Source organism: Pseudomonas sp. AC112 (assembly GCF_979253545.1).
Map to the genome: position 1 here is coordinate 686023 of NZ_CEEDCM010000001.1, position 18185 is coordinate 704207.

The 18185-nt window shown below is 61.5% G+C and carries 18 protein-coding genes; 8 read left to right on the forward strand and 10 right to left on the reverse strand.

Annotated elements, in window-relative coordinates:
- Positions 1–55 precede the first annotated feature (55 nt).
- Positions 56–955: a DMT family transporter gene (locus AC0IYN_RS03350; RefSeq protein ID WP_338571737.1), complete on the forward strand. Its 900-nt coding sequence runs from the start codon at positions 56–58 to the stop codon at positions 953–955.
- A gap of 83 nt (positions 956–1038) precedes the next feature.
- Here the strand turns inward: AC0IYN_RS03350 and AC0IYN_RS03355 are convergent, their stop codons facing one another.
- The 4 genes from AC0IYN_RS03355 to AC0IYN_RS03370 form a co-directional block, all read right to left on the reverse strand.
- Positions 1039–2241: a class I SAM-dependent methyltransferase gene (locus tag AC0IYN_RS03355; RefSeq protein WP_406598064.1), complete on the reverse strand. Its 1203-nt coding sequence runs from the start codon at positions 2239–2241 to the stop codon at positions 1039–1041.
- Positions 2242–2401: 160 nt separating this feature from the next.
- Entirely contained in the window at positions 2402–3019 is a 618-nt protein-coding gene (locus AC0IYN_RS03360) for a TPM domain-containing protein (protein WP_457239836.1), read from the reverse strand.
- A 28-nt stretch (positions 3020–3047) separates the two neighbouring features.
- A complete protein-coding gene (locus AC0IYN_RS03365; protein WP_457239835.1) occupies positions 3048–3776 on the reverse strand; it encodes a TPM domain-containing protein in 729 nt (242 codons plus the stop codon).
- An 18-nt stretch (positions 3777–3794) separates the two neighbouring features.
- Positions 3795–4406, reverse strand: coding sequence for a LemA family protein (locus AC0IYN_RS03370; RefSeq protein WP_025855347.1), 612 nt, complete (start codon positions 4404–4406; stop codon positions 3795–3797).
- 242 nt (positions 4407–4648) lie between these two features.
- Between AC0IYN_RS03370 and bglX the strand changes: the two genes are divergently transcribed.
- A complete protein-coding gene (bglX, locus tag AC0IYN_RS03375) occupies positions 4649–6940 on the forward strand; it encodes a beta-glucosidase BglX (protein ID WP_471840524.1) in 2292 nt (763 codons plus the stop codon).
- Between the two features lie 560 nt (positions 6941–7500).
- On the opposite strand, the gene AC0IYN_RS03380 is transcribed toward bglX, so the two are convergent.
- The 4 genes from AC0IYN_RS03380 to AC0IYN_RS03395 all read right to left on the reverse strand — a co-directional run bounded on the left by AC0IYN_RS03380 (position 7501) and on the right by AC0IYN_RS03395 (position 10705).
- A complete protein-coding gene (locus tag AC0IYN_RS03380; RefSeq protein ID WP_457239968.1) occupies positions 7501–8658 on the reverse strand; it encodes a phospholipase D-like domain-containing protein in 1158 nt (385 codons plus the stop codon).
- A gap of 1 nt (position 8659) precedes the next feature.
- Positions 8660–9241, reverse strand: a complete 582-nt coding sequence (locus AC0IYN_RS03385) for a YceI family protein (protein WP_458376494.1) — start codon at positions 9239–9241, stop codon at positions 8660–8662.
- Positions 9242–9320: 79 nt separating this feature from the next.
- On the reverse strand, positions 9321–9635 hold the full coding sequence (locus tag AC0IYN_RS03390) for an amidase (RefSeq protein WP_471840526.1): 315 nt from the start codon (positions 9633–9635) through the stop codon (positions 9321–9323).
- Positions 9632–10705, reverse strand: a complete 1074-nt coding sequence (locus tag AC0IYN_RS03395; RefSeq protein ID WP_471840527.1) for a serine hydrolase domain-containing protein — start codon at positions 10703–10705, stop codon at positions 9632–9634. The genes AC0IYN_RS03390 and AC0IYN_RS03395 overlap by 4 nt, the downstream gene beginning before the upstream one ends.
- Before the next feature lie 186 nt (positions 10706–10891).
- Between AC0IYN_RS03395 and olsB the strand changes: the two genes are divergently transcribed.
- Together olsB and AC0IYN_RS03405 are read left to right on the forward strand one after the other, a co-directional pair.
- Positions 10892–11647 carry an L-ornithine N(alpha)-acyltransferase gene (olsB, locus tag AC0IYN_RS03400; RefSeq protein WP_003172415.1) on the forward strand — a complete coding sequence of 252 codons (756 nt, stop codon included), beginning with the start codon at positions 10892–10894 and terminating at the stop codon, positions 11645–11647.
- Positions 11647–12438, forward strand: a complete 792-nt coding sequence (locus AC0IYN_RS03405) for a lysophospholipid acyltransferase family protein (RefSeq protein ID WP_471840529.1) — start codon at positions 11647–11649, stop codon at positions 12436–12438. Before olsB ends, AC0IYN_RS03405 begins: the two co-directional genes overlap by 1 nt.
- Before the next feature lie 112 nt (positions 12439–12550).
- Here the strand turns inward: AC0IYN_RS03405 and AC0IYN_RS03410 are convergent, their stop codons facing one another.
- Positions 12551–13135: an acyl carrier protein phosphodiesterase gene (locus tag AC0IYN_RS03410; RefSeq protein ID WP_099493783.1), complete on the reverse strand. Its 585-nt coding sequence runs from the start codon at positions 13133–13135 to the stop codon at positions 12551–12553.
- 154 nt (positions 13136–13289) lie between these two features.
- Between AC0IYN_RS03410 and AC0IYN_RS03415 the strand changes: the two genes are divergently transcribed.
- The 3 genes from AC0IYN_RS03415 to AC0IYN_RS03425 are packed head-to-tail and all read left to right on the forward strand — an operon-like array spanning position 13290 to position 15881.
- Entirely contained in the window at positions 13290–13616 is a 327-nt protein-coding gene (locus AC0IYN_RS03415; protein ID WP_368983361.1) for an ArsR/SmtB family transcription factor, read from the forward strand.
- Positions 13617–13629: 13 nt separating this feature from the next.
- Complete coding sequence (locus tag AC0IYN_RS03420) at positions 13630–14796, forward strand: MFS transporter (protein WP_078047288.1); 1167 nt, start codon at positions 13630–13632, stop codon at positions 14794–14796.
- A gap of 29 nt (positions 14797–14825) precedes the next feature.
- Positions 14826–15881 carry an alkene reductase gene (locus AC0IYN_RS03425; protein ID WP_471840532.1) on the forward strand — a complete coding sequence of 352 codons (1056 nt, stop codon included), beginning with the start codon at positions 14826–14828 and terminating at the stop codon, positions 15879–15881.
- Between the two features lie 234 nt (positions 15882–16115).
- On the opposite strand, the gene AC0IYN_RS03430 is transcribed toward AC0IYN_RS03425, so the two are convergent.
- Positions 16116–16748: a TetR family transcriptional regulator gene (locus AC0IYN_RS03430; protein ID WP_078047286.1), complete on the reverse strand. Its 633-nt coding sequence runs from the start codon at positions 16746–16748 to the stop codon at positions 16116–16118.
- Positions 16749–17034: 286 nt separating this feature from the next.
- Here AC0IYN_RS03430 and AC0IYN_RS03435 point away from each other — a divergent pair, with 286 nt between their 5' ends.
- Positions 17035–18183, forward strand: a complete 1149-nt coding sequence (locus AC0IYN_RS03435; protein WP_406597792.1) for an efflux RND transporter periplasmic adaptor subunit — start codon at positions 17035–17037, stop codon at positions 18181–18183.
- Positions 18184–18185: the final 2 nt, after the last annotated feature.

Below are 18185 nucleotides of genomic sequence, written 5' to 3' on the forward strand. Positions count from 1 at the left end.
GGGGATGTGGCTAGATGGGCTTCCCTTGAAGCCCTCTAGATTTCGGTTCTACCTCATGAGCTCGCGCGAAAACACCGGCATGGCCCTCGGCCTGCTGGGCGTCATCATCTTCAGCCTGACCCTGCCCTTCACCCGTATCGTGGTGCAGGAAATCCACCCGTTGCTCAACGGCCTGGGCCGTGCGCTGTTCGCGGCGATCCCGGCAGCGGCGCTGCTTCTGTGGCGCCGCGAGCGCTGGCCGACCTGGCGCCAGGTGCGCGGGCTGTGCCTGGTGATCGCGGGCGTGATCCTGGGTTTCCCGGTGTTGTCAGCCTGGGCCATGCAGACCTTGCCGGCGTCCCACGGTGCGCTGGTCAACGGCCTGCAACCGCTGTGTGTGGCGCTGTATGCGGCATGGCTGTCCCATGAACGGCCGTCGAAAGCCTTCTGGGCTTGTGCGGCGCTGGGCAGCGGCTTGGTGTTGAGCTACGCGTTGATCACCGGGGCCGGCAGTATCCAGGCCGGTGATTTGCTGATGCTCGGTGCGATCGCGGTGGGCGGCCTGGGTTACGCCGAAGGCGGCCGACTGGCCAAGGAAATGGGCGGCTGGCAGGTGATCTGCTGGGCGCTGGTGCTGTCGACGCCGGTGCTGATCGGCCCGGTGTGGTACCTGGCGGCGCAGCATCAAGGGGCGATTTCCATGCGCGCCTGGTGGGCGTTTGGGTACGTGTCGCTGTTCTCGCAGTTCCTGGGCTTCTTTGCCTGGTACGCCGGGTTGGCCATGGGCGGAATTGCGCGGGTCAGCCAAATCCAACTGTTGCAGATCTTCTTCACCATTGCGTTTTCGGCGCTGTTCTTTGGCGAACACATCGAGCCGATTACCTGGCTGTTTGCCTGCGGAGTGATCGTGACGGTGATGCTAGGGCGCAAGACGGCGGTGCAGCCAGCCCCCACGCCAAAGGCCACCCCGATCTAATGTAGGAGCCGGCTTGCCGGCGATGACGGAGTGTCAGCCACCCTTGCTATCGCCGGCAAGCCGGCTCCTACAAAAGACCGTATTCAGGCCAAGTAGCCGTCTGCGCGCAGCAGGGTTTCCAGGCAGTGTTCAGTGATGTGGTAGAACGCCTTGAGTTCCTGGATTTTCTCCAGCAACTGCGCACTGTCCAAAGGTTCGGCGCGCTTGACCGCAAGAATCATCTTGTTCTTGTTGGTGTGCTCCAGCGAGATGAATTCGAACACCTTGGTTTCATAGCCACAGGCTTCGAGGAACAGCGCACGCAAGCTGTCGGTGACCATTTCCGCCTGTTGGCCCAGGTGCAGGCCGTATTGCAGCATGGGCTTGAGCAGCACCGGGCTCTGGATTTGCAGGCGGATCTGCTTGTGGCAGCACGGCGAGCACATGATGATCGACGCGCCGGAGCGGATGCCGGTGTGGATGGCGTAGTCAGTGGCAACGTCGCAGGCATGCAGGGCGATCATCACGTCCAGCTCGCTGGGCGCCACGCTGCGCACATCGCCACACTTGAACACCAGCCCAGGGTGTTCCAGGCGCGCGGCGGCGGTGTTGCACAGGGTCACCATGTCTTCACGCAGCTCGACGCCGGTCACTTCGCCTTCGGCCTTGAGGGTGTTGCGCAGGTAGTCGTGAATCGCAAACGTCAGGTAGCCCTTGCCCGAGCCGAAGTCGGCAACGCGCACCGGCTGGTCCAGCTTCAAGGGGGACGAGGTGAGCGCGTGGCTGAACACTTCGATGAACTTGTTGATCTGCTTCCACTTGCGCGACATCGACGGGATCAGCGCTTGCTTGGCGTCGGTGACGCCCAGGTCGGCGAGGAACGGCCGGCTCAGGTCAAGGAAGCGGTTCTTCTCGCGGTTATGCTCGGCCGACGGCGCTTCGCGCAATTGCTGCGGTTTGCTTTTGAACAGTGAGCTTTTGTTTTTCTTGCTGTATTCCAGCTGCGCTTCGTCGGTCAGCGACAGCAGGTGCGCGTTCTTGAACTGCGCCGGCAGCAGCTCGGCAATCGCCGCAACAGCGTCGGCCACTGGCAAATTCTTGGTGATATCGCGGGTCTTGTAGCGGTAGACAAAGGACAGGCACGCCTGCTCCTTGACCGTTACCGGCTTGATGATCAGCCGCTGCAGGTCAGCCTCGTCACCGACGTATTTGGCCAGCACCAGTTTGATAAAGGCATTCTGCGCGAGGCTTGCGCTGAGCAGTTCAATGAACTGGGCGTGATGATCCGGTTGAGCAGTGACAGACATGAACAAAAACGCCTCGGGCAGGGAATGCCGGGCATTTTAGGGGGGATGGGCCGGGAGGGCACGGGGTTATTTGATCAGCGGTCATTATTGTAGGCGTCCGGCTTGCCGGCGATGGCGGTCTTAAGGGCCCCCTCGCCGGCAAGCCGGGCTCCCACAGAGTCTATTCCAACACCACCAGGCGATTGGGCAGTTCGTTACGGGTTTGGGTGACCGGCACATGCACCTTCAACAACTCGCCGCAGGCCTCGATGCACGCAATGAACCCCACCAACGTCTGCCCCTGCTTCACCTGCTGGGTAAACGCAGTGACGATCGAATCCCAACTGCTGTCATCCAGATGCTTGGAGATGCCGTCATCCACCAGGATCTCCACGTACCGCTCGGCCTCGCTGACAAAAATCAGCACGCCGGTGCTGCCCAGCGTGTGGTGCAGGTTCTGCTCCAGGAATTGACGGCGCGCCAGGTTCGACGCGCGCCAATGCCTTACCGAGCGCGGGATCAGGCGGGTGGTGACCTTGGGCAAACGGAACACCAGGCACAACACGATGAACGTCGCCCATTGCGCCAGCAGCAAGGTGTACATGGTCAGGTAGCCCGACAGGTAATGCACCACACCCGGCACCACCAGCGCGATCAGGCTGGCCCACAGCAGCGGGATGTAGGCGTAGTCATCGGCGCGGGCGGCCAGTACGGTCACCAGTTCCGCGTCGGTGGTTTTTTCCACCCGGGCGATCGCCTCGGCGACTTGGCGCTGCTCGTGTTCAGTCAGTAATGCCATGGTTGTAGTTGCTCTCTAATTATTGTCATCACCAGCCGCCTGAAGCTCCACCGCCGCCGAAGCCACCACCGCCGCCCCGGAAACCACCGCCACCTCCCCCGCCGCCACCGCCGCGTCCGCTGCTGCTGAGAATCGCCAGCAGGATCGCGCCCACCGGCAGCCCCATGCGATTGCATAGCCACAACACGCCGATCAGCAGGATAAACAAGCCGATGGAAAACCCCGGATTATCCTTGGCAAAGTTGGCGTCCGCCACATGTGCCGGCACGGCCAGTGGTTCACCGCCCACCACTTGCACCATCGCCGCCACGCCGTCGCTGATGCCCTGGCTGAAATTGCCGGCCTTGAACTTGGGTGCAATCACCTGGTTGATGATCACCCACGCCTGCGCATCCGTGAGCACCCCTTCCAGGCCATAGCCGACCTCGATGCGCAATTTGCGCTCATCGCGCGCGACGATCAACAGCGCACCGTTGTCCTTGCCCTTCTGGCCGATGCCCCACTGGCGGCCCAACTGATAACCGAAGTCCTCAATGGGCACGCCCTGCAGGTCAGGCACGGTGACCACCACGATCTGGTCACCGGAGGTCTGCTCCAGCGCCTGCAACTGCTGTGTCAGTTGCTGGCGCGTGGCGGGGTCGATCATCTCGGCGGTGTCCACCACCCGCCCGGTCAGCGCCGGGAAGGTCAGCGCCGCCTGGGCCATGCCCACGCAGGCCAACAGCCACAGCGCCAGGCCTATCCGTAATAAACGCATCGACACCTCAGTGCAGCTTTATTTGAACTTCACTTGCGGCGCTTTATCGGCGTCGGCACTGGTGGCTTCAAACGTGGCGCGGATCGGCAGGTCGCTGTACATCACGCTGTGCCACAGGCGGCCCGGGAAGGTGCGGATTTCGGTGTTGTAGGCCTGCACCGCCTGGATAAAGTCGCGGCGCGCCACGGCGATACGGTTTTCGGTGCCTTCAAGCTGGGATTGCAGGGCCAGGAAGTTCTGGTTGGCTTTCAGGTCCGGGTAGCGCTCGGACACCACCATCAAACGGCTGAGTGCGCCGCTCAAGCCATCCTGGGCTTGCTGGAACTGCTTGAGTTTTTCCGGGTTGTCGAGGGTGCTGGCATCCACTTGGATCGAGGTGGCCTTGGCCCGTGCTTCGATGACGGCGGTCAGGGTGTCCTGTTCATGGGCGGCATAGCCCTTGACCACTTCCACCAGGTTGGGGATCAGGTCGGCCCGGCGCTGGTACTGGTTCTGCACCTGGCCCCAGGCGGCCTTGGCCTGTTCGTCCAGGGTCGGGATGTTGTTGATGCCGCAACCGCTCAGCACCGTGCCGATCAATAGCAAAACCGCGGCTTTCAAGCCCCAGCGGTAACCTTGTGCTGCTTGCATGGTGTTTCTCCTGCCCAATCTTGATGGAATGTGACGACTCACCCTATACACCGCGCGCTTGGGGCATAATCCGCCACCACTGGCATGCATTGAGCCAATCAGCTACAAAGATGCCCAGCGCGAAAAAGAGTTCAGAGTGTGCTGCATTTATCTGAACAACACCCGAACAACAATAGACGCTCCCCACATTTTGGCCGCCAGCGTTCCCTGGATGCTGTGCAGTGAGCCGAAAAAGGATATTCATGAAAAAGCTGTGTTTGCTCGGCCTTGTTGCCACTCTGGCCAGTCACCCCGTATGGGCAGAAACAAAGCCTGCTGCGCTTAAAGACAAGGACGCCTTCGTCAGCGACCTGCTCAAGCAGATGACCCTGGATGAAAAGATCGGCCAATTGCGCCTGATCAGCATCGGCCCCGAGATGCCCCGCGAGCTGATCCGCAAGGAAATCGCCGCCGGCCGCATCGGCGGCACGTTCAACTCCATCACCCGCCCGGAAAACCGTCCGATGCAGGACGCGGCCATGCGCAGCCGCTTGAAGATCCCGATGTTCTTCGCCTACGACGTGATCCACGGCCACCGCACGATTTTCCCGATCAGCCTGGCCCTGGCGTCCAGTTGGGACATGGACGCCATCGGCCGCTCCGGGCGCATCGCCGCCCAGGAAGCCGCCGCCGACAGCCTCGACATCACCTTCGCGCCGATGGTCGACATCTCCCGCGACCCACGCTGGGGCCGCACCTCCGAAGGTTTCGGTGAAGACACCTACCTGGTCTCGCGTATCGCCGAAGTGATGGTCAAGGCCTTCCAGGGCGTAAGCCCCGCGAATGCCGACAGCATCATGGCCAGCGTCAAGCACTTCGCCCTGTATGGCGCGGTGGAAGGCGGCCGCGACTACAACGTGGTCGACATGAGCCCGGTCAAGATGTACCAGGACTACCTGCCGCCGTACCACGCGGCGATCAAGGCCGGCTCCGGCGGCGTGATGGTGGCGCTGAACTCGATCAACGGCGTGCCCGCCACCGCCAACACCTGGCTGATGAACGACCTGCTGCGCAAAGACTGGGGCTTCAAGGGCCTGGCCGTGAGCGACCATGGCGCGATCTTCGAGCTGATCAAGCACGGCGTGGCCAAGGACGGGCGTGAAGCCGCCAAGCTGGCGATCAAGGCCGGCATCGACATGAGCATGAACGACTCGCTCTACGGCAAGGAGCTGCCGGGGCTGCTCAAGTCCGGCGAGATCGAACAGAGCGACATCGACAACGCCGTGCGCGAAGTGCTGGGCGCCAAGTACGACATGGGCCTGTTCAAGGACCCGTACCTGCGCATCGGCAAGGCCGAGGATGACCCGGCCGACACCTACGCCGAAAGCCGCCTGCATCGCGCCGAAGCCCGTGATGTTGCACGCCGCAGCCTGGTCTTGCTGAAAAACCAGAACAGCACCCTGCCGCTGAAAAAATCCGCGACCATCGCCCTGGTCGGCCCGCTGGCCAAGGCGCCAATCGACATGATGGGCAGTTGGGCCGCCGCTGGTAAGCCGGAGCAGTCAGTCACCCTGCTCGACGGTTTGAACGCGGTGATCGGCGAGAAGGGCAAGATCATCTATGCCCGTGGCGCCAACATCACCAACGACAAGGCCGTGGTCGACTACCTGAACTTCCTCAACTTCGATGCGCCGGAAGTGGTGGATGACACCCGCCCTGCCCAGGTGATGATCGACGAGGCCGTCAAGGCTGCCAAAGATGCCGATGTGGTGGTCGCCGCCGTGGGCGAGTCCCGTGGCATGTCCCACGAATCCTCCAGCCGCACCGACCTGAACATCCCGCAGAGCCAGCGTGACTTGATCAAGGCCCTGAAAGCCACCGGCAAGCCGCTGGTATTGGTGCTGATGAATGGCCGTCCCCTGTCGATTCTCGAAGAGACCCAACAGGCCGATGCGATCCTGGAAACCTGGTTCGCCGGCACCGAAGGCGGCAATGCCATCGCCGACGTGCTGTTTGGTGACTACAACCCTTCGGGCAAGCTGCCGATCACCTTCCCACGTTCGGTGGGGCAGATTCCCACCTACTACAACCACCTGACCATCGGCCGGCCGTTCACGCCGGGCAAGCCGGGCAACTACACCTCGCAGTACTTCGATGACACCACCGGCCCCCTGTTTCCGTTCGGGTATGGCTTGAGCTACACCACGTTCGGCCTGTCGGACATGGCGCTGTCGTCCACCACCTTGAACAAGACCGGCAAGCTCGACGCCAGTGTGACGGTGACCAACACCGGCAAAGTCGATGGCGAAACCGTCGTGCAGCTGTACATCCAGGACGTAGCCGGTTCGATGATCCGCCCGATCAAGGAGCTGAAGAACTTCCAGAAGGTCGTGCTCAAGGCGGGTGAAGAGCGCACGCTGCACTTCACCATCACCGAAGAAGACTTGAAGTTCTACAACACCCAACTGAAGTTCGCCGCGGAACCGGGTGAGTTCAATGTGCAGATCGGACTGGACTCCCAGGATGTGCAGCAACAAACCTTCGAACTGCTCTGATCTAAAGCTGTAGACACAATCAATGTGGGAGCTTGCCTGCCATAGCGGTGGAAAATTCACCACTGCTATCGCAGCATAGGTATCAACACAACGTTGCCCCCCCCCAACACCAACCACGATGCGAAGCGAGCCGCTCTTGCTCTTGCTCTTGATCCTGCTTTTGATCTCAGGCGCCCCGTCAAACACGCTGGCCGGAATTCGACAGGTATTTGGGGGGTAAACCGGCAGGGATGCCGGTTTAGCCGCCCCGCGCCATGGATGGCGCGTGGCGGCGGCCCCCCAAATACCTGTCGGATTACGGGCACACCGAGCGTGAGCGAGGTGCCGAGTGTTGGGGCAAGAGCGTTTTGCTTACTTTTGCGCTTTTCAAAAGTGAGCCGCCGTAAGGGCGGAACCCATAGCAGCCGTTACCTAAATAACGGATATGTACACCGCACCACCGCCATCGCCGGCAAGCCAGCTCCTACACTTAGATCACGGGGTGACCGTTAGATTGTGGTCGCCAATAAGGCCGCCTTCGCAGCCAAACCAGCTCCCACATTAGATTAGCGGCGCTCTTGCTAACCCCGTCGGTCGAGCAAATTCACCACCAACCGATCAATCCACCCCCACACCCGCTGCTTCACCCGCCGCCACAACGGCCGCGACTTCCACGCCTCCAGGCTCACCGCCTGGCTCTGCTCGAAATCCCGCTCGAAACTGCCCACCACCGCCCGCGTCAGCTCAGGGTCCAGCGCTTCCAGGTTGGCTTCCAGGTTGAAGCGCAAATTCCAGTGGTCGAAGTTGCACGAGCCGATGCTCACCCAGTCGTCCACCAGCACCATTTTCAAGTGCAGAAAGCACGGCTGGTATTCAAAGATCTGCACACCCGCGCGCAGCAAGCGCGGGTAATAACGGTGCCCGGCATACCGCACGGACGGGTGATCGGTACGCGGGCCGGTAAGCAGCAAGCGCACATCGACGCCGCGCCCGGCGGCACGGCGCAAGGCACGGCGCACGCTCCAGGTCGGCAGGAAGTACGGAGTAGCCAGCCAGATACGCTGCTGGCTGCTGTTCAAGGCGCGGATCAGCGATTGCAGGATATCCCGGTGCTGGCGGGCATCGGCATAGGCCACGCGCCCCAGGCCTGGGCCGGTGGCCGGCACCTTGGGCAAACGCGGCAAACCGAAATGAGTGGCGGGCTTCCACTCACGGCGCGCGGCATTGGCGTGCCATTGGCGATCGAACAGTGCCTGCCAATCCAGCACCAACGGGCCAATGATGTGCACCATCACTTCATGCCAGTCGGCGGTGTCTTGCCCCGGCGTCCAGAACTCATCTGTTACACCCGTGCCGCCGACCACTGCGCTTTCCTGGTCGATCAGCAACAGCTTGCGATGGTCGCGATACAAGTTGCGCATCCAGCGGCGCCAACTCAGGCGATTGTAGAACCGCAACTCCACCCCGGCATCGGTCAGGCGTTTGCGCAGCCCGAGGGTAAACGCCAGGCTGCCGTAATCATCGAACAGGCAACGCACCCGCACACCGCGTTCGGCAGCCTGCACCAGGGCTTTAACCATTTCTTCAGCGCAGGCGCCGGCTTCGACCAGGTACAACTCCAGGTCAACCTGGTGTTCCGCGCGGGCAATGCCCACCAGCATCTGCGGGAAAAAATTCGGCCCGTCGATCAACAACTCGAAACGGTTGGCGCTGCGCCACGGGAACACCGCGCCGCTCACGTCAGCGCGCCGTAAAAATCAGCACCGCACCCACCGGCACCGACAGGCTGATCGACTTGAGCCCCGCCGCCTTACGCAGCGCCGCCACACCCGGCGCCAGGTCAAAGTCCTCGGCATGCACCACCAGCGGTTCCAGGGTGACCACTTGGAAACGCCGGTCATCCAGGCGCGTCGCCAGCAGTTCGGCGCTGTAGGTCTGGGTCTTGCCGTGCAGGGTCACGGATAACGGCAGGCGCAACTCCAACTGCGCGCCAGGCGCCAGGTCGTTGATAGGTTGCAGATTGATCTGCGCGTTGATCAGCGCATCGGGGAACGTCTTGATCTCGAACAGTTGATTGCGCATACGCTCATCGCGAAGCGGTATGCCGCTGTTGACCGATTCCAGCTCCACCTCCACTTGCGCCGCGCCCTTGCTGTCGACCTTACCGTGCAGCACCAGGAAGCGATGGACTTCAGCGATCTCGGTGTTTTTGGTGGTGACGAACGACAGCCGCGAGGACTCGTTGTCCAGGTACCAATCGGCGTGGGCAGGCACAGCGGCACAGGTCAACAGTGTGAAAGCCAGTGGTTTGACATTGAACATAAAGACTCATGAGGCAAAAAACCTGCACGAACCTTAACTGCGCCGTGTGCCGGGCGCAATGGAATGGGTCGGTGGCGTGTCAGGGATTGAGGCGACAACCCTGGCGGTCGCCTAGCCACCGTGCACTGTGCGTTCGCCCCATCCCGCTCGCCGTCACTTCACTGCGCTCCGGGTTGTCGCTGAATGCGCTGGTCGGCACGTACTGCTTCACATACCCCCGGCAATACTCCGCCGGGTTGTTCGCCACATAGCGGCACGAGCAGTATTCCTTGGCGGTGTAGGCCGCGATGATGTCGGGGAAGGCTTGCAGGTTGACGCGCTCGTGCCAGATCCACCCCAGCAGGGCGAGCAACAGCAGCAGAAACAGGCTGGTAAACGGACGACGACGGATCATGGCTGCACCGCCGCCAGCACGCGTTTGAGCAGTTCGTTGTGGCGATAGCTGCCGTCGCGGTCATCGCCGTAGCGCACGATCACCAAGTGTTCGTCGGGCATCACATAAAGCGCCTGGCCCCAGTGGCCGAGGGCGGCGAAGGTGTCGGCGGGGGCATCGGGCCAGGGACGTGATGCGCCTTGATTGAGCCACCAATGGCCACCCGGGACGGCTTCGTCCTGGCCGGTTTTGTATTTATCGAACGGCTGGCGGTTGAAGGCGATCCAGTCTTTGGGCAGCAGTTGTTGATCACCCCAGCGGCCATTGCGTGCCATCAGCAGGCCGACACGCGCCAGGTCGCGGGCGGTGAGGTAGGCGTAGGAAGACGCGACGAAGGTTTCGTCGGCATCGGTTTCCCAGGTGGCATTACGAATGCCCAAGGGTTTGAACAGCGCATCCCACGGGTAACTCATATAAGCCTTGTGGCCGAGCATGCCTTTGAGGGCAGCGGACAACAGGTTGGTGTCGCCGCTGGAGTAGCGAAAGAGCTGGCCCGGGGCGCTGGCCGCCGCGGTATCTGCGGCAAAGTCGGCCATATCGCTGCGACCGCGGGTGTAGAGCATTGCCACCACCGAGGATTTCAACGGTGCGTATTCGTAGTCTTCCTGCCAGTCCAGGCCCGAGGCCCAGTGCAGCAGGTCGGCCATGGTCACGTTCGGGTGCTGCTTCATCGGCGGGTAGAAACGCGCCACCGGGTCGCTGAGTTTGAAACGGTTATCGCCGTAGGCCACGCCTAATACGGTGGCCATCAGGCTTTTGCTGACGGACCAGGTGAGGTGCGGCGTGCTGGCGGTGGTGGGCGCTGCATAGCGTTCGTAGATGACCTCGCCGTCGCGGATCACCAGCAACGCATCGGTGCGAATGCCTTGACGGGTGGCGTCGTCGCGCGCCGGGAACGCGTAGGTGTCCAAGGCATCGACAGCAGGGCCCGTGAGCGGTGTGCCCTTGGCCCATTCCTTATCGGGCCAGGTTTCGGCGTGAGCGGCAACGGTGAAGAACAGCAGGGCAACACACAACAGGCCTCTGACCATGGACGCAAACTCAAGGGGGCATTCAAGCCCGCGAGCCTAGCCGAGGGTGATGACAGATTTGCGACAGGGATGGCTGTCATCCAAGCGTCACCATAACTTCATGGAGATGACACCGAGGCTACATAGCCTGACTTTGGACAACAAAGTCGACCGGCCGAAATCGTGGCCGGCACTCGGAGACTCGCCATGACTCAGATCGCCCGCATCAGCGACACCGGCAATGAACGCCGTCTGCAAGCCGAACGCCTGGTTGGCGCGCAGGCGTTGCAGGAAGCCCAGGCCCTGCGGTTCAACGTATTCAGCGGCGAGTTCAACGCCAAGCTGAAAGGCGCTGAGCTGGGCCTGGACATGGATGACTATGATGTTCACTGCAGCCACATCGGCGTGCGGGATTTGAACAGCGGTCGACTCGTCGCCACCACCCGTTTGCTCGACCACCAGGCTGCCAGCACCCTGGGCCGGTTCTACAGCGAAGAAGAATTCAGCCTGCATGGCCTGCTGCACTTGCAGGGCCCGATCCTGGAGATCGGCCGCACGTGCGTCGACCCGGCCTACCGCAACGGCGGCACCATCGCCGTGTTGTGGGGCGAATTGGCCGAAGTGCTCAACCAGGGCGGCTACAGCTACTTGATGGGTTGCGCAAGCATCCCGATGCACGATGGCGGCATCCAGGCCCACGCAATCATGCAGCGCCTGCGCGAACGCTACCTGTGCAACGAACACCTGCGCGCCGAACCGAAAAAACCACTGCCGGCGCTGGACCTGCCGTCCAACGTGATCGCCGAGATGCCGCCATTGCTCAAGGCGTACATGCGCCTGGGTGCGAAGATCTGCGGCGAACCGTGCTGGGATGAGGATTTCCAGGTAGCTGACGTGTTCATCCTGCTCAAGCGCGATGAACTGTGCCCGCGTTACGCGCGCCACTTCAAGGCTGCAATGTGATGAGCCGCCTGCGGGTTTACGGGCGCATTGCCCGCGTGCTGGTGGTGGTGGCGCTCGGCTTGAGCATGGCCAGCGTGTTTGGTGTGTTCGAGCGCATGGGCATCGCCAATTCGATGGTGCGGCGCCAGCGTTGGTCGCGGTTTTTCATGGCGCGACTGACCAACGCCCTGCCCTTTCGCGTGACGGTACACGGTGAATTGCCGACGCAGCCGATGCTGTGGGTGAGCAATCACGTGTCCTGGACCGATATTCCGCTGCTGGGCGCTGTGGCGCCGATGTCATTCCTGTCCAAGGCCGAAGTGCGCACCTGGCCGGTAGCAGGTTGGTTGGCGGCCAAGGCTGGCAGCTTGTTTATCCGCCGGGGTTCGGGCGACAGCCAATTGATCCGCAAACAGATGACGCGCCATTTGGAGCAACAGCACCCGCTGCTGATGTTCCCGGAAGGCACCACCACCGACGGGCGCAGCGTGCGCACCTTCCACGGGCGCTTGCTGGCCAGTGCGATCGATGCGGATGTGTCGCTGCAACCGGTGGCGATCCGTTACCTGCGTGAGGGGCTAGTGGACCCGCTGGCTCCCTTTATTGGCGATGATGATTTGCTCTCGCACCTGATGCGCTTGTTTGCCAACGACCAGGGCGATGTGGAAATCCATGTGCTCAAGCCGATTGCCTGCGCCGGGCAGGAACGTGCGGCGCTGGCGTATCAGGCGCAGCAGGCGGTGCAGAAGGCGTTGTTTGGGCCGTTGCCGGAAGCAGAAGAAGTTGATGCTCGGCCGGCATTCGCCGCTTGAATTAAGTGAACACCGATCAAAATGTGGGAGCTGGCTTGCCTGCGATAGCGGTGGGTCAGCAATACCTGTATCAACTGGCAGACTGCAATCGCAGGCAAGCCAGCTCCCACACTCAGACCTCAGTAGTCAGTTGAGCTTGTGCAAATTTTTGCAGTTCTGGATAGAACAGCCGGAAGTCTTCGCTTAGCGGCTCATAAAGTTGACGCAACTCCTGCATCGCAAACCCCAACGCCTCCGGCTGTGTCAGTCGCCGCGAAATCCCCCGCAGCACCTGCTCCATCACCGCAAATTCTCGATACGAGCCCAACCAATCATCCGCTGCCATATAGGGCGCAATCTGCGCCAGTCGACCGGGCAATTGCGGCTCGGCCGCCAGCACCCGGTACACCTGCGACGTGAAGCGCTCCAGCGGCTGGTCGGCATAGAGCGTCCAGTCCCGTGCCAGGCAGTGGTCGAAGAACACATCCAGGACGATCCCGGCATACCGTCGGCGAGTCAGGCTAAAGCGCGACAACGCCGCATCGACCAAAGGATGGCTGTCGGTGAAGCGGTCGATGGAACGATGCAGCTGGATCGCCGCTTCGATTTGCGGGCTGAACTGGCCCTGCAGGCGGCCTTTGACGAAATCGCCATAGAGGCTGCCCAGCAGTTGCGCAGGAAGTTGGCCGCCCAGGTGCAGATGTGCGAGATAATTCATGGCGCGCAGTCTACCACTGCCCTTAACGTATCGTTATAACCCGATATACCGAATGAGCCTAGGCTCAGACCAAAATCATATTGGTCTATCGGGATAGACCGATATAAAGTTCGCCTCATCGCGATATAACGCTGTACGACACCGAGCACCTGCCATGTCCATCGACCTCGACGAAATAATAAAAGCCCTGGCGCACCCAGTACGACGAGACATCCTCACCTGGCTGAAAGACCCGAAAGTGCAATTCCCCGAACAACTGCACAACCACGAATACGGCATCTGCGCCGGGCAGATCGACCAGCGCTGCGGCCTGTCCCAGTCGACCGTGTCGGCCCACCTGGCCACGTTGCAACGGGCGGGGTTGATCAGCAGCCAGAAGGCTGGCCAATGGCACTTTTTCAAACGCAACGAGGAAACCATCCAGGCCTTCCTCGCGGCGCTCATCACTGAACTCAGCGCTGACGACAACGCACCGCTGTAACAAGGAAACGATAATGCCCCTCTCGCTACTCATACTGGCCCTCAGCGCCTTCGCCATCGGCACCACCGAGTTCGTCATCATGGGCTTGCTGCCCGATGTGGCGACGGACCTGGGCGTATCGATTCCCGGCGCTGGCTGGCTGGTCACCGGCTACGCCCTGGGCGTGGCCATCGGTGCCCCCTTCATGGCACTGGCCACCGCCAAGCTGCCACGCAAGGCGGCCCTGGTAGCGTTGATGGGGATCTTCATTATCGGCAACCTGCTCTGTGCCCTGGCCAGTGACTACAACGTGCTGATGTTCGCCCGTGTGGTTACCGCGCTGTGCCACGGTGCGTTCTTTGGTATTGGTTCGGTGGTCGCAGCCAACCTGGTGCCGGCCAACAAGCGTGCTTCGGCCGTGGCCCTGATGTTCACCGGCTTGACCCTGGCCAACGTGCTCGGTGTACCGCTGGGTACTGCACTCGGCCAGGAAGCCGGCTGGCGTTCGACCTTCTGGGCGGTGACGGTGATTGGTGTGGTGGCGTTGATCGGCCTGATCCGCTTCCTGCCCGCCAAGCGTGATGAAGAGAAACTCGACATGCGCGCCGAACTGGCGGCCCTCAAGGGCGCCGGTATCTGGCTGTCGCTGACCATGACCGCATTGTTTGCCGCGTCCATGTTCACCCTCTTCACCTACGTCGCGCCGCTGCTCGGCGATGTCACCGGCGTGTCGCCCAAGGGCGTGACCTGGACCCTATTGCTGATCGGCCTGGGCCTCACTGTCGGCAACATTATCGGCGGCAAACTCGCGGACAAGCGCCTGGCGGCCACCCTGATCGGCGTGTTCATCAGCATGGCGGTGGTCTCCACCGCACTGACCTGGACCAGCATCGCTGTGATTCCGACTGAAATCACCCTGTTCCTGTGGGCCACCGCCTCGTTCGCCGCAGTGCCTGCGCTGCAGATCAACGTAGTGACCTTCGGCAAAGCCGCACCGAACCTGGTGTCCACCCTGAACATCGGCGCGTTCAACATCGGCAACGCCCTCGGGGCCTGGGTGGGCGGCAGTGTAATCGCCCACGGTTTCGGCCTGACCAGCGTGCCGTTGGCCGCAGCGGCCCTGGCGATTCTCGCGCTGGTGGTGACCCTGATTACTTTCCGTCAGAGCGGCGATGCCGACCTGGCCCCTGCGACTAACTGATCCACTTCAAAGACAAAGGTGCTTTCCCCATGACGACTATTTTCGATCCAATCAAACTGGGCGACCTGGAACTGTCGAACCGCATCATCATGGCGCCGCTGACCCGCTGCCGTGCCGACGACGGTCGCGTACCCAATGCGCTAATGGCCGAGTACTACGTGCAACGCGCTTCCGCCGGGCTGATCCTCAGCGAAGCCACCTCGGTGACGCCACTGGGCGTGGGCTACCCGGACACCCCGGGCATCTGGTCCAGCGATCAGGTGCGCGGCTGGGCCAACGTCACCAAGGCCGTGCATGGCGCGGGCGGCAAGATCTTCCTGCAACTGTGGCACGTGGGGCGTATTTCCCATGAGTCGTACCTGGACGGCGAAACCCCGGTCGCACCGAGCGCGATCCAGCCCAAAGGCCACGTCAGCCTGGTTCGCCCGCTGGCCGACTACCCGACCCCACGCGCCCTGGAAACCGCTGAAATCGCCGACATTATCGACACCTACCGCACCGGTGCCGAGAACGCCAAGGCTGCCGGTTTCGACGGCGTGGAAATCCACGGCGCCAACGGCTACCTGCTCGACCAGTTCCTGCAGAGCAGCACCAACCAGCGCACCGACCAGTACGGCGGCTCCCTGGAAAACCGTGCACGCCTGCTGCTGGAAGTGACCGACGCCGCCATCGAAGTCTGGGGCGCCGGCCGCGTGGGTGTGCACCTCGCGCCGCGCGCCGACTCCCATGACATGGGCGACGACAACCTGGCGCAGACCTTCACCTACGTCGCCAGTGAACTGGGCAAACGTGGCATCGCGTTTATCTGCTCCCGTGAAAAAGAAGGCGCCGACAGCCTCGGCCCACAGCTGAAAAAGGCCTTCGGAGGCACCTACATCGCCAACGAACGCTTCACCAAGGACAGCGCCAACACCTGGCTGGCCGAAGGCAAAGCCGATGCCGTGGCCTGGGGTGTGCCGTTCATTGCCAACCCGGATTTGCCAGCGCGCTTGAAGGCTGATGCGCCGCTCAACGAAGCACGTCCAGACACCTTCTATAGCAAAGGCCCGGTCGGCTACATCGATTACCCGACGCTGGCGCTGTAATGTGACGTGCTGAAACGAAAAAGCCCCGGTTCGCAGGAACCGGGGCTTTTTCATGGAGGCTGGGTAACATCCCTTCACAGCCCTGCAACAAAATCGCTACAAAATACTTAGTCGGCTACCTATCAACCGCCCGCCAGCCCGTATATAAAGTCACCCCACCCATCAGGCAAAAGGACGATTGACTGTCCTTGGGCTTTACTGTTGACACAACCTGATGCAATTACGCATTTTGTCTCAATTGCGCAGGCTGGGGCTCCAGCGCAGCATGTCCAGCCCGGCATCCACCCAGCGTTCGGCTTCCTGATGCAGTTGGAAGCTGTCGGGCACCAGGAGCCACTGGCCGATCAGACCGTTGATGTAGGCGTGGATGCACACTGCGCCGCGGGCAGTGTCGAGATTTTCCGGAAGTTGCCCGCGATGGACCGCGTTACGCAATGTCAGGCCGATGCGCAGGTTGCACTCCAGGCTGTGGGTCTGACGCTGGCGGCGCATGTCGCACATTTCATCGGTGAATTCGCACTTATGGAACAAGATCTCGTTGATGCGCCGGGTTTTCGGGTCCAGGGCTACTTGATGAAACAAATGAATCAACAGCTTGCGCATACAACCCAGCGGGTCGAGTTCATCCTCGCTTTCACTGGCCCTGGCCAGTTCGTCCAGCGGCTCATGCAGGGTGTCGAGCAGCGCCTGCAGCAAATCGGACTTGTTGCTGAAATGCCAATAGATAGCGCCTCGCGTCACACCGGCCAGTGCGGCGATGTCCGCCAGCGTGGTCCGCGCAACGCCGCGCTCGTAAAAGGCCTGCTCGGCGGCTTCGAGAATCTGGCTGCGCGTTTCCTGAGCTTCCTCTTTGGTGCGACGAACCATGGCAGTAAAACCTCAATCAGGGTACTTGGGACTATCGGTAACGCAGATTTAATAGGCGGTAACGATGATCTGAATAATTGTGGGACGGCACCGTCATGGGCACCGAACGTACTAAAATCGAGGCTTTGGGCGTTGCTTTGTCAACATTCCGCGAAGCCTGTCAAGAGTTTACAAACAACCATGAACGTAAGTATATTGCGTAGCAAGCTACTTATCTACTCACAGCTTGTTTTTTACCCTTCCACACTTCTTGTGCGCACCCTGCGCGCCTGACCCGAGGATCTTCATGCAACTTAAGCCAGCTGTTACCGCTCTGGTCACTGCCGTCGCCCTGGCATCGCTGCTCAGCGGATGTAAAAAGGAAGAAGCGGCTCCGCCCGCTCAAACCCCTCAGGTCGGCGTGGTCACCATTCAACCGCAAGCCTATACCCTGACCACCGAGCTGCCAGGCCGCACCACCGCCTACCGCATCGCGGAAGTTCGCCCACAGGTCAACGGCATCATCCTCAAGCGCCTGTTCAAGGAAGGCGCGGACGTGAAGGAAGGGCAACAGCTCTACCAGATCGACCCGTCGGTGTATGAAGCCACCCTGAAAAGCGCACAGGCCAGCCTGACCCAGACCAAGTCCATCACCGACCGCTACAAGCAGCTGGTCGATGAGCAGGCCGTGAGCCGCCAGGAATACGACACCGCTGTCGCCAACCGCATGACCGCGGAAGCAAACGTTCAAACGGCCCAGATCAACGTGCGCTACACCAAGGTGTACGCGCCGATCTCCGGGCGTATCGGCCGCTCTTCGGTGACCGAAGGCGCGCTGGTCAGCAATGGCCAGGCCGATTCCATGGCCGTCATCCAGCAACTGGACCCGATCTACGTCGACGTCACGCAGTCTTCGGCCGAAATGCTGAAACTGCGCCGTGACCTGGAAAGCGGCCAACTGGAAAAAGCCGGCGCTAATGCCGCCAAGGTCAAGCTGACCCTGGAAGACGGCAGCGACTACGGCCAGGACGGTAAGCTGGAGTTCTCCGAAGTATCGGTTGACCAGACCACCGGTTCCGTGACCCTGCGCGCCGTGTTCCCCAACCCTGACCACACCCTGCTGCCGGGCATGTTCGTGCACGCCCAGTTGCAAGCCGGTGTGAACAGCAAGGCCATCCTGGCACCCCAACAAGGCGTGACCCGCGATATCAAAGGTATCCCGACCGCCATGGTGGTGAACAAGGACAACAAGGTCGAGCAGCGTCAACTGGTGGCCAACCGCACTGCCGGCGCCTACTGGCTGGTGGAAAAAGGCCTGAACGCCGGTGACCGCGTGATCACTGAAGGCCTGCAATTCATCAAGCCGGGCATCGAAGTCAAGGTCAAGGACGCCGACAACGCCAAGCCTGCCGGTACTGCTCCAGCTCCTGCTGCCGCTGCTGGCCAGGGGGAGTAACC